14 protein-coding genes are annotated in these 16541 nt (G+C 46.0%); all 14 read right to left on the bottom strand.

Features of this window, described 5'->3' with window-relative positions:
- Positions 1–84: 84 nt before the first annotated feature.
- Entirely contained in the window at positions 85–1026 is a 942-nt protein-coding gene (secF, locus tag L1D55_RS01345; protein WP_105024009.1) for a protein translocase subunit SecF, read from the bottom strand.
- Positions 1027–1028: 2 nt separating this feature from the next.
- The gene (gene secD / locus L1D55_RS01340; protein ID WP_239916175.1) at positions 1029–2828 is read right to left on the bottom strand and encodes a protein translocase subunit SecD; all 1800 of its coding nucleotides are present in this window, start codon (positions 2826–2828) and stop codon (positions 1029–1031) included.
- A 164-nt stretch (positions 2829–2992) separates the two neighbouring features.
- Complete coding sequence (locus tag L1D55_RS01335) at positions 2993–3457, bottom strand: hypothetical protein (RefSeq protein WP_239916233.1); 465 nt, start codon at positions 3455–3457, stop codon at positions 2993–2995.
- 215 nt (positions 3458–3672) lie between these two features.
- On the bottom strand, positions 3673–6450 hold the full coding sequence (locus L1D55_RS01330; protein ID WP_239916173.1) for a M16 family metallopeptidase: 2778 nt from the start codon (positions 6448–6450) through the stop codon (positions 3673–3675).
- A gap of 154 nt (positions 6451–6604) precedes the next feature.
- A complete protein-coding gene (locus L1D55_RS01325; protein WP_239916164.1) occupies positions 6605–7453 on the bottom strand; it encodes a response regulator transcription factor in 849 nt (282 codons plus the stop codon).
- A 50-nt stretch (positions 7454–7503) separates the two neighbouring features.
- On the bottom strand, positions 7504–8562 hold the full coding sequence (locus L1D55_RS01320) for a histidine kinase (protein WP_239916162.1): 1059 nt from the start codon (positions 8560–8562) through the stop codon (positions 7504–7506).
- Positions 8562–9854 (bottom strand): hypothetical protein, encoded by a 1293-nt coding sequence (locus L1D55_RS01315; protein ID WP_239916160.1) that lies wholly within the window; start codon positions 9852–9854, stop codon positions 8562–8564. The genes L1D55_RS01320 and L1D55_RS01315 overlap by 1 nt, the downstream gene beginning before the upstream one ends.
- A gap of 9 nt (positions 9855–9863) precedes the next feature.
- A complete protein-coding gene (locus L1D55_RS01310; protein ID WP_239916158.1) occupies positions 9864–10646 on the bottom strand; it encodes an outer membrane lipoprotein-sorting protein in 783 nt (260 codons plus the stop codon).
- Positions 10639–11928 (bottom strand): FtsX-like permease family protein, encoded by a 1290-nt coding sequence (locus L1D55_RS01305; RefSeq protein ID WP_239916157.1) that lies wholly within the window; start codon positions 11926–11928, stop codon positions 10639–10641. The genes L1D55_RS01310 and L1D55_RS01305 overlap by 8 nt, the downstream gene beginning before the upstream one ends.
- Positions 11916–12614, bottom strand: a complete 699-nt coding sequence (locus L1D55_RS01300) for an ABC transporter ATP-binding protein (RefSeq protein ID WP_239916156.1) — start codon at positions 12612–12614, stop codon at positions 11916–11918. The genes L1D55_RS01305 and L1D55_RS01300 overlap by 13 nt, the downstream gene beginning before the upstream one ends.
- A 66-nt stretch (positions 12615–12680) precedes the next feature.
- Positions 12681–13355 (bottom strand): hypothetical protein, encoded by a 675-nt coding sequence (locus L1D55_RS01295; protein WP_239916155.1) that lies wholly within the window; start codon positions 13353–13355, stop codon positions 12681–12683.
- Positions 13356–13554: 199 nt separating this feature from the next.
- Positions 13555–15000 (bottom strand): sugar porter family MFS transporter, encoded by a 1446-nt coding sequence (locus L1D55_RS01290; RefSeq protein WP_239916154.1) that lies wholly within the window; start codon positions 14998–15000, stop codon positions 13555–13557.
- Positions 15001–15042: 42 nt separating this feature from the next.
- Positions 15043–15699, bottom strand: a complete 657-nt coding sequence (locus L1D55_RS01285; protein ID WP_239916152.1) for a hypothetical protein — start codon at positions 15697–15699, stop codon at positions 15043–15045.
- Positions 15678–16532 (bottom strand): PfkB family carbohydrate kinase, encoded by an 855-nt coding sequence (locus L1D55_RS01280; protein WP_239916151.1) that lies wholly within the window; start codon positions 16530–16532, stop codon positions 15678–15680. Before L1D55_RS01280 ends, L1D55_RS01285 begins: the two co-directional genes overlap by 22 nt.
- Positions 16533–16541 lie beyond the last annotated feature (9 nt).

Here is a 16541-nt window from a genome sequence, read left to right as displayed (position 1 = left end):
TAAAATAAAGCCCTTCGTTCGGTTAAAAACGAAGGGCTAAAGTAAACTCATTTACTGAGTTGCAGCATTATCAAACTAGATAACTTAAGGGTACTCACCCTCAACTTCTACAGGCGGTTTCACTTGGTAGTGACAAGGCTGTAGGCCAAGTAGTTTCGGAAGGGTGATACCGACCGAGATTGAAGACCAAGTACCACTCGCAATGCCCACAACCAATGCAATCGCAAAACCTTGTAGCGCTGCGCCACCAAGCAACCAAAGCGCAGATACCGTCAACAACGTCGTACCTGAAGTCACCATAGTACGAGAGAACGTTGCTTTGACTGATTCGTTAAGCAGGTTGTCGGTATCGCCGTTAGGGTTGCCACGCAGCATCTCGCGGACACGGTCAGCAATGATGATTGAGTCATTCAGTGAGTAGCCCAGAATCGCTAATACCGCCGCTAACACCGTTAGGTTAAACTCGAACTGAGTCAAGGCGAATAAGCCGAAGATAATCGTCACGTCGTAAATGATCGCAGCCAGAGCACCTAGAGCTAAACGCCATTCAAATCGTACACTTAGGTAAAGCATGATCATTAAGAAACACACCAATACCGCTAAGCCACCTTGGTCAACCATGTCTTGACCCACTTGAGGGCCAACCACGCTGCTGTTCAGCACTTTCACTTGGTCACTCACCGATGCCAAAGCATCAACTAAGTTGATCTGCGGTGCGTCTGTTAGTTGACTGTAGCGAATAGTCCAGCGGTCTTGCTCTGCCATGCCAACCACTTGCACGTCTTGTTGGAACGCGGCATCAAGCTGTGTTTTCAATGCGTCTTTGGTCACTTGATCAGAAAGTTGAACCTCAGCAACTACACCGCCTGTAAAGTCCAAGCCCCAATTAAACCCTTTCACGGCCACCAGCATTACTGAGCTCATGAACAACACAATAGAGATTACCGACATCACCTTACGCAGGAGAGTCATATTGCTATTTGAAAAATAGCGTTCTGAAATTGTCATTTTTGTTGAAGTACTCATGCTTAAATCCTTACATCGTGGCGTTGGTCACGCCCCCAAACCAAATTGATGATCGCTCGTGAAGCAAAAATGCCCGTAAACATACTGGTTAAAAGACCTAAGCCCAGTGTCAAAGCAAAGCCTTGAATTGGTCCGTTACCAATGGTGTAAAGAGCGACAGCTACAATCATTGTGGTGAAGTTAGCATCAAAGATAGATGAGAACGCGCTATCGAAACCACGATCGATGGAGCTAGCAAAGCTGCGTCCTTCTTTCATTTTGTCTCGAATACGTTCGAAGATAAGTACGTTAGTATCCACCGCCATACCAACGGTTAATACCAAGCCAGCAATACCCGGCAGCGTTAAAACCGCCCCCGGTAGCAATGCGATCAGACCAAATAGCGTCACCATGTTAACGATAAGCGCACCATTCGCGACCCAACCAAGACGGCGATACCATAGCGCCATGAACGTTAGAGTAAGACCAAGGCCAAGCGCCAGTGCAGCAAAGCCGTTAGTCACGTTTTCTGCGCCCAAAGATGGACCAATGGTACGCTCTTCAATAATGGTAACAGGCGCCGTTAGTGAGCCTGCGCGAAGCAACAGAGCAAGCTCTTGCGCTTCAGCCATGCTGCCTGCCCCTGTGATTCTGAAGCGGCTACCCAATTGAGATTGGATGTTCGCAACGCTGATCACTTCACTGGTTTTCTCGCTGTTACCGGCTCTGTCGCGGCTGTACTCGCTGTACACTGTCGCCATTGGCTTACCGATATTATGACGAGAGAACTCAGACATTTTCTTACCACCCGCAGAATCTAGGGTGATGTTTACTTCTGCGCTGCCCATTTCACCAATGCCACTGCGTGCATCAATAATATGTTCACCACTTAGTACTGCTTTGCGAGCAACAACCACATGGTTGCCATCGGTATCTTTTAGCGTTTGAGTGTTGCGTGTTGGGTTGTCGTAAACCGAGTAGAATGCCAATGATGCAGTGGCACCAATCACGTCTTTTGCAGCTGCAGGATCTTGTACACCCGGTAATTCGATACGGATACGGCTTTCGCCTTGGCGCTGAATTGAAGCTTCGGTGATACCTAGCTCTTCAATACGGCTGCGCATGATTTGTAGGTTTTGTTGAACCGTTAGGTTGCGAAGCGTGCGTTGTTCATCTTCAGATTGCGTTAGAGTCAGCTTTTTGTCTGAGCTGTCACGTAGCCATTGCGGGAACTCTTCACGAATCAGCTTCTGCGCCTTTTCAAAATCCGCATCGGTACGGAAGTTAAATTCCACTTTGTCGTTTACAACTTTACCGCGGGCATAACGCACTTGGCTGGTGATCTCGTCCACCACGGCTTGCGCTTGCGCGTGGTAAACCGGTTCCATGTCTACTTCGAGCAAGAACTGCACACCACCACGTAAATCCAGGCCTAGCTGAATCGGTGCAAAACCCATGTCAGTTAGCCATTTTGGTGCCGCTGGCTCCATTGCTAGCGCGACGGTTGCAGTATCAAGCAGACGCTCATTCAGCACTTCTTTGGCTTTTGCTTGCTGCTCGACATCTTCTAAGATCACCACTAAACGCTTGTCTTTCTGATAAGCCGATTTAGCTTGGATGCCTTCGCTCGCTAGGTATTGAGTCACCTGCGTCGCGTCGATGGTTTGCTCAGAGCGATTGTTAATTTGTACCGAAGCATCTTCGCCATACCAAGACGGTAAAGCACTCAGAATCATGATGATAATGGTGGTGATAAGTACCACGTATTTCCACTTCGAGTAGTGGTTGATTTGTTTTCTTGGAATGCGTTTTTTCACAGTCAAGATCTCTTATTTCTTAAGCTAATATGTTGCGAACAGGCACGAAACTTACGACAACCAGGCCAAACTGATTGAACGGCAGCAGAGTGCATTCGCGAATTGTTTTGAGGATTGGCTAGAACAACGGACACAAGGGATCGTCGATGCGACCAATCAGGGGCAAACGATTAGCTAATAAGCTCTCGGAAATGTGAATATTGGATGTTGCCCTCTTTCCACCCCGACAAACGGGAAGGTGGAGAGCTGACAATACTGGTCCAGTGCTGTTTGAGGTCCAACATCGGAGTTGTCGCTAACAGCGAAGCCAGTAAAGAAGGGGGAGAGAAGTCAATCAGCAAATGATAAGCAGGCTCAAGATCGGGCGCGCTTTCTTGCTCATTAGTTGATATACGTCGGTAAGTGGTCGCTTGAAGGCTAGATTCAGTATCGTGATAATTGGAGCTGTCACCTACTGACGAAGCGCCTACTTGAACTTTATCGCACTCCAAATAGGCCGATGGGTCATCAATGGCAGCGTTCTGACACTGTTTTTGCGCGAAAGATTGCTGTTGAGCAGTCTCGATTTGAAACGGCTTAGAAGGAAACGAATAGCCGTTAGAATTCACTAAGCCAAAGCTCAGTAAAAACAACATTAAGACTAATCGGGTACCCAGTTTAAGCAATCTAATATCCAAACAACATTCTCTTAGATCGCCAATCTACAACACAAATGAAACGCTGTCTTGATTTAAAACATTTTTTTAGAAAATGATTCGATGCAACCGATTAAGCTTCAATGCTTCTAAAAAAAGAAAAAGCCAAGCAACTAGGCTTGGCTTTCCATTACGTATGCGTCCAACGCTGATTGTTATGACGCTTTCGGTCGCATGATGTTCTTAACCTTACGGCTATTTTCACCAAAGATACGTTGCACTAACGCATTCATATCTTCTGCAGAAATCGATCTCGCCATTCGTTCCACTTGAGATAAAGCGTCGATATCGTAGCCATGAAGTAGGTAACGAGATACATACCAGGCTTGATCGATAGAGCTCATCTCAAGAGGCTTAAAATCAGCTTCAAACTGTTTCACCACCGCATGCATCTCTTGCTCAGAGACACCTTGTAGAAGGTCGCTAATGACCTTATCGATTGCCAGCTCTACCTTTTCGACATTCTCTGGCGCGACCATCGCCCCTATAACCCACTCAAGAGACGGTTCCCCATCGGCAGATGCTGAGTAGGTATAAGGCGAGTAATCTAAGCTTAACTCTTCACGAATATAGCTATCTAAACGAGTCGCCAGTAGGCGCTCTAGTAAGCTTTCCATGAAAATATCTTTTGCCGTGAAGTCTTGCTCGGTAGCGCTTGCGGGTTCAGAGATCACTCGCAAGATATACTCAGCACTATTTACATTGTTAATCGCCAAATCAATACGTGACTCTAATGGCTGGTTGTAAGCCACTTTAAACTCAGGTATCGCGGCTTTTTCCAATGGAATAGAAGCCAAGTACTGCTGAACCAAAGGCTTCAATACACTTGGGTCGATATCACCAACGACTACCAGCTGGTTATGTCTCATTTGACCAAACAGCTGCTGATGAAGGTTATCGACATCTTCCACTGAAACCGCTGCAACACGCTCTTTATCAACCAACAGATGACGACTATCCGGACTATAGATATTTTGGTTTATTGCGCGTTCAAACTGACCGACAGGACTGCTCAAGAAAGATTCTTGTCCCTGTACAAACTCTTGCTTCACTGCCTCTAGTTGCTCAGGGTTGATTTTAGGTGCCGTGATGAAGGTATACAGCGCAGCAAATGTATCTTTTAGCCCATCCTTCTGAATATTAAATTCGATACCATGACGAGTATTACCAATAAAGGAATCAGCTCTAATATCTTCACGATCAAAGTACGCTAAAAGCTCAGAGCCCGTAAACTCACCGACACCACTTCGAGCAAACGTCGGCAATGCAACTTCAACCGCTGGGTATAAGCTCGGTTCTAAAGCGGCTTTTCCGCCGAGGCTCATATACATCACACCAACATCATCGCCCGCAGCATAATCACGTAGGTACCACATATCGACGCCATTGCTTAACGTCCATTTCTGAATGTATGGATCTACCGACATTTGTTCGACAAGCACAACCTCGCCCGTCGAGCTAGGAACAGCAAACGCACTTGCAGAAGCAACAGCGAGCAGTGGAGTTCCTGGCTCGCTGTAAGTGGCTTTTAAGCTATCTAAAGAGTTGACGACAGCGGTTCTATCTTCAGAGTCGTCCATGCCAATAACAAGGAAGTAATCATCAGAAAACAGATTCTTGATGTTGTCGTTGATCGTTTCAAGGCTTAGATTAGCGATGAATGCTTCTAGGCTGGCTTGATAGTCTTTCTGTGATTGGACGATTCGGCCACTGGCAAGAGCACTCGCTTTATCGCTCGCGTGATCAGCGCTATCAAACTTATCCCAATCATGTTCGATGTTATCTAGCAGGTCTTGGTAATAATGCTGCTCGGCAACGATATCCGTTTTCGACACGCCAAAATCACGCAGTGATGCCAGCGTCGAGAGAAGCTCCTGTTGGATTACGTCGCGCCCACCATTCGGGAAACCAACACTGATTGATGAATAATTCAGAGCTCCCATTTGATAGTTTTCAGATGCTACCCATTGGGTCGGTAAGGCTGCGTCATTGAATACCGTTTCGAGTCTTTGACGAATGAGTTGTAGAGCCGTTTCATCTAACCAACGCTGGTGTTGTTGAGCATGGTTTTCGATGTGATACAGACCACGATTGAACGTTAAAGTGATGCTTGGCGCTTCTCTGCCTGCATACTCAACATAATCACCTTCATTAAACGAAGTCGTTTTCTGTTTCTCTGGTCTTGGCGTTTCGCCGCGCTCCCAACCCGAAAACTTCTCTTCAATCATTGGAATCAAGGTTTTGAGGTCAACATCACCAGAAATCACTAACTCTGCGATCTGAGGTTGATACCAAGTCTGGTAAAAGTCACCTAGGCCTTGAGAGGTTGCATCAACAACTGACGCTTTGGTGCCCAATGAATCTTGAGAGTCGTAAGGACCGCCTTCAATGAAGTGGTCGTAAAATATCTCTCCGAATGACTTATCATCAAGGCGAGCCATGCGGAACTCTCCGAGAATGACGCCTTTCTCTTTTTCAACTTCTGAGCTGGCAAGATCGAGACCATCCCCAATGTCACGCATCCAGGTTAACGCTGACTCTAATTGGAGGTTATCTGGCAAATCTAATTCATACACCGTCTCTTCATAAGAGGTATAGGCATTTAAGTCCGCGCCGAAACTAGAACCCGCATCTTCAAATAGACGAATCACATCGTTTTGAGAGAAATTCTTGCTACCATTAAATGCCATGTGCTCGACAAAGTGAGCGTAGCCTTCTTGTTGAGGTGTTTCTTGAATGGAGCCTGCATGCACGACTAAACGTACAGATACCGATGCTTCATGATCTGGATAAATATGATAGGTAAGACCGTTTTCCAACTGACCTGAAGTCCAGGCAGGATCTGGTTGGATTAATTGTTCAGTGATGTTGGATGTTGAGCTACACCCCACCACAGATAGGCATATTGCCGCTGCTAAATAATATGTTTTCATAACAACCTCTTACTGTTATTGACTGACAATATACAGATTGAGCTTATGATTATTATTTGATATACAACCAAATAAGTATCTTTGTGATTGCGATCTACATTTTATAAATCATCGTGCGATTTGCGAGATCGTTACATACCTTTAAGCCACTTCCCTACATGCCTTTAAACAGAGCTTGCGAGGCACGGCTGATTGGCAACTTGTCACCGGATACATACGCCGACATCTGACCGGATAGTCCTTTTTTGACCTTATCAATAGCCGACACTTTCACCACCACTGAACGATGGATCTGCCAAAACTCATCCGGATTAAGTTGAGCGAGTAACTCTTTTAGAGATACACGAAGAATAAACTCCTGTAAAAGCCCGCCCTGCCCTTTCTTAAATATCGATACGTACTTATCTTCTGCTTTGAAATACGCCACATCATCGACGGCGATCAGGTGAATGTCTTCGCCAACGCTGGCTTTGAGCCACGTGAGATACTTTTTCTGCGACAAATAAGGAGGCTGCGTTTGCTGTGACGCCGACTGTGACAGTTGCTGAAGTTGACTCATGAGTGCAGCAATGTCGGGTTGTTCTGGCATGTGACCGGACTGTGTTTGATTACTTGATAAGCGCGCTTGAACCTTCTGACAGGTAACTAGCAGGCGCTCTTCATTGATTGGCTTGAGTAGGTAATCTATCGCATTGTGCTCAAAAGCTTTAACGGCATACTCGTCGTAAGCCGTAATGAAGACCACCAGCGGCGGTGATGCAAGCTTGTTCAATTGTTTGGCTAACGAAATACCATCAAGCTCTGGCATGCGAATATCAAGAAAGACGACGTCAGGTTGAAGCTGCTGAATACTCTGCATAGCCTCTGCCCCATTTTGGGCCTTGCTGACAATCTCTAGCTCAGGCCAAACCTCAGCAAGACTCTTATCCAAGTGATGCCTTAACAGTGCTTCATCGTCTGCGATAATTGCCGTCACGCTGGGCTTTAGTCCTGAGTTGATCATTATTCTTCCTTTAAATTCACACTGTAAATCGTCTGTTTTCGTAACAGTACTTAGAGTTTCAGAACTGCATTCTCGGAGCTAGTTTCGCTGATGAGCGGCAACAAGATAGTAGACACCACGCCGCCAGTCGCTTGCTCTGTGATCGTCAGGCTCGCCTTATCTCCGTATAAGGTATCAATACGCTGACGAATATTACTCAATCCCACACCATGGCCAGCAGCAATAGACGGTGCTGTCAGTCCCACGCCACTGTCTGATACTTCAATTCTCATCTGATCGTCTTGTCTAACAATTCGGATATTGACTTCACCACCAGTAGCCTTAGGTTCAATTCCGTGTGTTAACGCGTTCTCAACTAAAGGTTGAATCAAGAAAGGTGGAATCACTTGCTGCTCGCTAATGTCGTTGGTTTCAATCGAGAACGTCAAACGCTCATCTAATCGTATCTTCTGGATGTTAAGATACGCGTCGAGCAAATCGACCTCTTGAGCAATAGTCGATTGCTCAGTACGGCTGTTCTTCAGGGTCACACGCAACAAGTCAGTCAGTTTTTCAAGCATCAACTTAGCTTTGGCGCTGTCACTCTCAATCAATACATTGATGGTCGCAAGAGTGTTGAACAAAAAGTGCGGCTCAATTTGGCTTTGCAGCTGTTTTAACTGGCTAAGTACGACGACCTTTTCTTGATCAGCTTGGTGACGCTTCGCCACCTCTAATTCATTATCGGCACGTAACTGTTGCTCTCTTGTGTAGAAGTAGTAATAACAAACGGAACAGAAAATCACACCAAGCAGCATCACGGACTTAAGATCGGAAAGGTTAGAGCCGAAAAAGCCGTTCAACCAATAGTGCGCATTCAAGGTACCCACCACCATAGCAATGAGCATCGAAACGCCGACTTCAAATACGCGAGATTCACGTTTAAACCACTTAACCAACACAAACGAAGAGCCAACCGCGCTGTAGCCAAAGCCGAAGCTGATGGCCAAGTTAAGCGTTAACCCGCCTCCCCAAATCGTGTTAGTTGTAATTGCAATAAGAACGCAAAATAGCGTGGTGAACGCAAAGCTTTTGATCCATGAAAAGCGACTGTTTGAAGAAGTGTCCATTAAAATCGTCCTTTGATATTTAAAAGAATCATATGACTATCCGGTAAGTTCGCGTAAGCAGAATCACTTTTACCGCCTAGAAAGCGTGCAGCAAGTTCCAATTCCAACGATGAATCGCCATTATCGAAAGCCTGATAATTGAGCCACTGCGTAGCAATAAAGCCGCCGTCTTTTGGAGACAGCATGACATCAAATGTTGGCGTGATATCTTCAAACCAGCCATGTGTCGAGTCCAAAGACCAGTGAAACATGAGGTTGTGTTGAACCAAGTTAGCGTGCTGATAACCTTGAGCGTAAGAGCTCGCCAACGATATTGTCATGGGATTAAGAGACAAAGACTCCGCATTCTCTAAAGCGCTTCGCCACTCAGAATCACTCCAAGCGCGGCTATCAAACCAGTATTCCAGTACTACATTGTGGCCCGTTTCATTGGCCCATGTCAGTCCGACTAAGGCTTGATAAGCCTCGCCCTGCTCTTCTAGATAAACCGGTTCAAGCGGTGAGTTGGGCTGGCTGTAACCCAAACTTTGTCGCTGATAAACCATCGAACCATGAAACTCCCACGCGAGGTTTAATACCGACACCAAACTCGCTCCAAGCAAACCGTGGCGTACATCGTCGTAATAAGCGACCCATTGATATTCGTGATCGCCTACTAAGTTATAACGACGTAAGCCGAACCCTTGTTGCTGATTCTGCTTTTCGAACTGATTCACATCTTGGGAGGTCCATGATGAATCGCTGTAAAGCAGGGTCCATTCGCCCGTCATATCGAACAGTGACGCTGAAGCTACACCGGCGCCCTCTTCTGCGACAATGCCCACTGGGTTTTGTCGATAAGGCTTGATGATGTCTAAAGGTCGATAGCCATAACCAACGCCCCAATCAAGGCGAACCTTACCGAGCGTGACATCGAGGTAGTGATCACCGAACGCTGAATTAGACAGTTCAACACCACCTTGCCAAAACAACTCGCGCACAATGAATTCCGATTTAAAGCTCGCGTCTTGGTTTTGAGGAGTATTAGTCAAAATGTCATTGGCTTTCACTGCAAAAAGGCCCAGCCAATTGCCATATCCAACTTCAAGATCCAGCAAGCCATTGAGTGACTGGCTATTGTCAGATTCGAAAGGGCTAAATGGCGACTCTCGCGATTCAACAGCTTCAGCACTCAGTTGCCAGTCCCACGCAAAGCTCAGATCGTCCGCTTGAGTCGTGTTACTCACACAAGACAATGCAAACAAGCTAGCGATTGAAGGCTTGATGTGGAATCGACGGCTAGAAGCTTTCATACCACCCACCTAAAGCCCAGACACGCTATTACGTGATAAATAAGCGGGGTTGTAATACTTGTCTGCCAAGGCTTGTTCGCTTACCTCGCGGTACTCAATCACGGTTTTCTTACTTGGTTGAATCTTATCGAGTAGGGTCATCGACACCACACTTGGCAAGCCATCACGCACGCCTTCAGTAAACCACGCTTGCTTAGCTAGCTTTCCTGAACGCAGATACAGATCTGCTTTGACTGGAAATGCTCGGTCTGCTGTTAACCACAGATCGATAGATTGATAACTCGCGCCCTTAGTTTTTGCGGTGAGTTTTAAGTGATGGGTATCAAGCTGTTCACCACTTGGCATCTCAACCGATTGTTCAGCAACCCACTCGCCTTGGTAGTCTTCGCTCCACGTCAGCGTCGAGATGTCACCAACCGAAGCTTCACCAAGCAGTTTTTGCATCGGGGTGATACGAATTGGACGGCGAGATTTCGGCATCAGTAACCAATAGTTGTCTTCTATCATCAACATCTTTTGACCCGCCTCGACCGCCGACTTGAACACGACCAGCGACTCTCGGTTTGGTCTTGTGTAGACGTTGTATTCGCGGGTTTTGTCTAGTTGCTCGTCTTGATATAGCGCGACCAGAGATACCACTTTTGATGCCTGTTCGCTGTTCAAACGGTAGCTGTCTGCCTTAGCAATCATCTCGGTAACTTGCTGTGAATCGATAGCCCAGCTTGATGCCGATGCTAGAACCAACACTAACGCACAACCTAAAACAGTGAGTGAACGAGTAAATTTATACATAAACCAGCGCCTCCGTGATTGGCTTATTTACGCCTTTGCGAGCAGAGAAATAAGCGGCTAGCAAACAGATCGTCAGTACACCCAAGGTGGCATAACCAACCAATTCCAATGAGAAATAAATATTAAGAGGGTAACCTTCAGTTCGTCCTGGAGGTGGTGGCATTTGCACATCAACCACCAGTAATAACACCGACACTAAACCACTCACTAGTGCGCCTATCGCACTGCCAATCACCGCCAGTAAGCCCGCCTCTTTTAGAAAACCTGCCACGATTTCAGAAGGGTAACTGCCGAGTGCCGATAAAGTGCCAATTTCACGAGTTCGCTCCGTCACTGACATGGTCATGGTATTGAACAAAGATACGAATACCACCAATGCCATCACTGCGCCCATGATGCCGAAGATACGGTCGTAAAGGTCTTTAACCTTGGTGTAGAAGAACGCACGATCTTGCCATGGGGTAATCTCAATATCTGAGCCTTGTTGACCAACTTGCTTGTCCAAAGCCAATTGGATGCGTTGTTGAACCGTCGAAGTATTATTAGTTTCAAAAAGAAATACCGACAAGGTGCTGACTTTGTCTGACGCTAAAAGCTCTTGTGCGGTGGTGATGTGCACGTACAACTGACGTTTGTCCAGCTCAGGTACTCCTGTCGAGTAGATACCCTGCACCTTAAAATCAAAGGCATTCAAAGCACCGTCACTGGTGGTAGCTAGCAGCGTTACCCAATCACCAACAGCCACTTTGAGGTTACGAGCAAGGTCGGTTCCGAGCATCACTTGTGGCTCTTGGCTATCGTATCTTGGTGATTTCACATCCGAGAGGGTTTGACCGCTGCGCACGTCAAGGAAAGGTCCTTTCATGTCGAATTCTCGCTCATTAACACCCGTTCCCATAAAGATGGTCGACTTGCTTCCGTTAGACACCAAACCACTAAAGTAAACTCGTGGCTGAACACCACGCACATCGCTGTCGCCAATAATGCTCTTGGTGAGCGCTTGAGCGTTATCCAGACCATTACTCAGCGGCATATCTTCATCTTGTTCAAAGTATCCCGGCGTGCTCAAAGTGAGATGGCCAGTATCGCGCGCGGTCGATTCCCTTAAGGATTCGTAGGTGTAAAGCCCATAGCCTCCTGCCGACGTCAGTGCAAATACGGCAATCGCGATGATCAACACCGAAAGCAGACTACGTCGACCGTTTCTCAATAAGTTGAGCCATGCCAAACGCACAGAGGTTGGAAACAAAAACGTGCTCATTCTTTGTGTTAACTTGCCCATGAGATAGCCTCCGTTGCTGTGGCTTGTGGTGCCAGTTGTCCGTCGATAAGTTCAATCACTCGGTCACAGCGCAGTGCCATTCTTGGGTCGTGCGTTGCGACGATAAAGGTAGTGCCCATCTCATGACCGAGCTCTTTCATAATGTCGATCACCAGGTTGGCGGTATGGCTGTCTAAGCTAGCAGTCGGCTCATCGGCAATCACTAGGCTTGGGTTGTGGATTAACGCTCGGGCTATCGCGACACGTTGCTGCTGACCGCCTGAAAGGTTGTCTGGACGATGATGAATGTAATCTCCTAACCCAACACGCTCTAACATATCTTGCGCTCTCACCTGCTGTTCTTGCTTCGAACATTGGTTCAACATCAATGGATATGCGACGTTCTCAAGCGCTGTCATCACCGGAACAAGATTGAAGCGCTGAAACACAAAACCCAACGACTGGCGACGAAAACGCGCAGCAGCAATCTGCTCTGTTGGATACGCTTTGCCATCAATATTTATTTCACCTCGATAGTCCATATCCAACAAACCTAGGATGTTCAACAGTGTACTTTTCCCCGATCCCGACGGGCCGCACAACGCCACCATTTCACCGCGTTTAATCTGACCATCGACTCCCTTGAGAGCGTCTACACTTTGACCGCCCGTGAGATAAGATTTGCCGATTCCTTTAAATTCTATCATCCCGTTTTCCTCTGATTACTCGCCAACTATTTAGCTTCCATGCCCTTTATTTCGCTTTCGCAACTATTACTTGGCTTTCGCTATTAGCGCCTTCGCAGTCATAGTTTCGATATTGCCAGCATCGGCTGTTTCCATTTGTTCTAGCCACGTTTGTGCTTGCTTAAGGTCTTCAGCACGAATCGAAGCGGCAATGGCGTAGCGATAAATCCATGAGATTGCAGAGAAGTGCTGTTGTTGAAATTCATCTTCCGCCAGTAGCGAGAGGAACAGATCGTAACCGCGATCAAAGTGGTTAAACATGTCTGGTAGAGAGGTGTAAGTCACCGCGGCCATGGCGCGAGTCAGGTAAGAATCTGGTAATCCTTGAACACGAGGTTGTTCATGAATGGGTTGGTCTTCGTCTTTCAGCAACACCAATGATTTATCTATGGTCGATAAGCCCTTTTCGACATACTTCATCTTGTTCCAAGGTAAGAACGCATCACGCCCCATTAAGGTTTCTGTGCTGCCTAAATAGACCAAGGTTAGTGGTGTTGCACCGTCTTGTTGCAGCGTGTCATTGAGGCGCTCATAGGCCACCTCGACTAGGTCTTCATTGCCTTGCGCGGCTTGGTTGTAAATATCAAGCACGTCTGAACTTGGATTAGCTAGCGCCAGCGTAGGAGCGATTGAAGCTAACCCAATTAAAAGTGAACGACGAAACAGAGCAGTAAATGAGTTGTAAGTGTTTGAAGCAGTCATGATTTCTAATCCCTTTCAAATGTTGACGTTGAAAGGTTAACCACAAACTGTCACGTCGTTTTATCAATGCGACGAATGGTAATAATGAGGAGTGAATGGCTGAGAGAGGGTGTGAATGGGGAAGGTACTTGGCAAGTTTAGAGAAAATAAAGAGCCTCCAAATACTGGAGGCTCTATCCATATTAGCAACAAGTGATCGCTACACTTGCTTTGGTTGAAGCTCTTTTTCTTCAACTTTTTGTATGTCGAAGCGCTGCTTTAATTCTTTCTCGATGCTTTCTAAACTGCGATTTGCTGTTTCAGGAAGTATTTTGATAGCAAACCAAACTTGTCCAAGTAGGATGATCGCAAACATAATGAAGAGCGCAGATGTCCCAAATGATTCTCTAAAAGCAGGCGTGAATGAGTTCAAAATAACGCCCTGAATCCAAATAGCCGCAGTCGTGATAGAGACTGCACGGCCACGAACAGAAGTTGGCAGAATCTCAGCTGAAATTGTGAACTTCAAAGGGCCTAAACCTAGTGCTGTGAAGGCAACAAAGAACGCCATTAATCCAACAATCAACATTGGTGGAGTGTCAGGTCTGTCGAAGAATATCGCAAGGCCAATCAGACAAGTGAAACAACCAACTGCAGAGGTTATCAGCATTTTTCTACGGCCTACCTTGTCAATGAACACCATTGATAAAGAGGTAAAAATAACGCTGACTAAACAGATCCAGCCAAATCCACCTAGTGCTGAACCTTGGTTACCCATGATTTCCTCTAGCATTACAGGGCCGTAGTACATCACAACTGTTACACCAGACCATTCTGACCAGATTGCTAGTAATATCCCCGTCATCAGTCCAAAACGCATCACTGGGTTTTTAACTAGCTGCTTGTAAGAACCTGTTTTCTCGGAGCGGATAACTTGACGACATTCAATGATCGCTTCTTCCGCTTCACCTTTGGTTAGGAACTTTCTTAGAATACTCGCGGCTTCTTTCTCTTTCGCTTTAGATATTAACCAACGAGGTGATTCTGGGAAAAACGCTACTAACCCTAGAAAAATGACAGCAGGTAAGAATTCAACAGAGAACATGCCACGCCAGTTTTCAGTAATAAAGAAATGATCAAGGTAATGACCGGTAACAACGGCTGACTGGCTGTAGTTAACAATCAGCGTGTTGGTGATAACTGAGCAAGTTAAACCAATAACGATGGCAACTTGAAACAGATTACTGAGTTTACCTCTATGCCTTGCTGGAGCTACCTCAGCAATATACATAGGACAAACTACAGTTGCGATACCAATACCGAAGCCACCAATAATGCGAGCCCAGATAAGCAAGTTAAATGAGTTTGCGTACATACAACCAAGTACAGAGATGATGGCTAATAGAGCTCCTAACATCAGAGGTTTCTTACGCCCAGCATAGTCCGCAATAGGACCAGCTATTACGCTACCAAATAGACATCCCACGAGCGCTGAAGATACATACCAACCTTGTTGTAAGGCCGATAATTCAAACTGTTGTGTGATTTGTGTGATTGTGCCGCCAATAACAATGGTGTCCATTCCAAATAGGAAACCACCGATGGTTGCCGCCGCGCAAATAAATGTCAAAAAGAACATCTTCTTATTGTTTTCACTAAGAATCATTTGATCTCTCCATGAGAATTGTAGGGTACATGGGACGCTGTTCTAGTGCGTCTGGATTACGTAGTCTGCGTTTGATTCGTATTTTTTTATTTTTAACGCATTGACTAGATCCACGCGCTCGGTTTTATCGAGCGCCTCTTTTTTCGACTTTCCACCAGCTAGGTGTCTTGATATTAATCGCTCTCTGAGTACTTCTTCACTTGCTGTGAGAAAGATCTTCAAGTCAATTAAATCGCTGACTGGTCGCCAGTCTTCGTCGGTTGAGTAGATGTAATTGCCCTCAAGTAAAATAATTTGAGTGTCTGGCTCAATTAAAAAACCTTCTGCAATGGGATCATGTAACTCACGACAGTATTTCGGCCAAAAGAATGCGTCAGTGTTTGGCGTCACCGCTTTGGAAAGCAAATGTGCTAATGAGGTTACATCAAATGTTTCGATGCTACCTTTGACTGACGTCAGTCCTTTCTCTTTCAGTACCGAATTGGGGTAGTGAAAGCCGTCCATAGGACATAGTTGGGCTTTGAGACCTAACTTAGATAATCCGGTATGTAGAGATTCTGACAGAGTTGATTTACCCGTAGCTGGTGCACCAGATATACCGATGACAAGAATCGGTTTCCCAGACTCTTGGTAAGTATTGGCAACCAGCTGAGGAATACTTGCAATGTCATCAACCGCTAACGAATGTGTTTTAGCCATGATCTGGTTCCTAATTCAGTACATGATAATGCCGCTATGTGACTAGCTTTCTTCAAAGAGCCTCGGAAATCTTGATTCTCTGAGTAGTAATGACAAAAGGCCCCATGGAAAATATCTCCAGCACCTAGCGTATCGATAGCATCAACTTTAGGTGCAGGAATTAACCCACTACCAGACTCATCACTATAAAAAACACCTTTGTCACCCAGCGTCATTGCCCACTTTTTTATCCCATATTGGTCACAAAGCTCCTGCATTTTCTCTTTGTCACCGTTGGTGAACTCCTCTGAAACAATAGGGATAGTACAGAGAGACAAAAACAGTTCGCTGTGTGATTTCCAAGTACCTGCGTCTAAAACAATATCCCCAGTAAACTCAGCTAGTGCTTGTACGTTCGCACTTACAAACGGATGTTCATATTGGTCAAGTAACACAAGCTTTGCATTGTCTAACCATTTCGGGTCTAAACTTATCACCTGCTCGCAATCGGGCTGACTGGCGTTAACAATAAGCCTAGATGCCGTTTGCTTTGCAGAGATAATGTTCGATAGTGGTAGCTGGTATTCATCGTCTAAACTTAAATCCACAACCGAAATTTCGTGTTCATTAAGCTCTGCTGTCACTATCGATTTATAGAGGTGCTCTTTACCTAAACATGTCCAAAGGTGTACATCAGAGCCTAATGCGTTGCATGCAATCGCTGCATTGAGTGCAGACCCACCACCACCAATAAAATCAGCAATGGCATTCACCTTTTGGTCGGGGCCAGGCATCACTTCAACAAAGCTCATTAAATCAATCGTGCTTCTGCCTATAAATACACAATTTCCCATACGTAGAAC

The organism is Vibrio sp. Isolate22 (assembly GCF_022398115.1).
GTDB lineage: Bacteria > Pseudomonadota > Gammaproteobacteria > Enterobacterales > Vibrionaceae > Vibrio.
The sequence above is the reverse complement of the archived record's forward strand: the minus strand, read 5'-3'. Positions and strand labels throughout refer to the sequence as shown.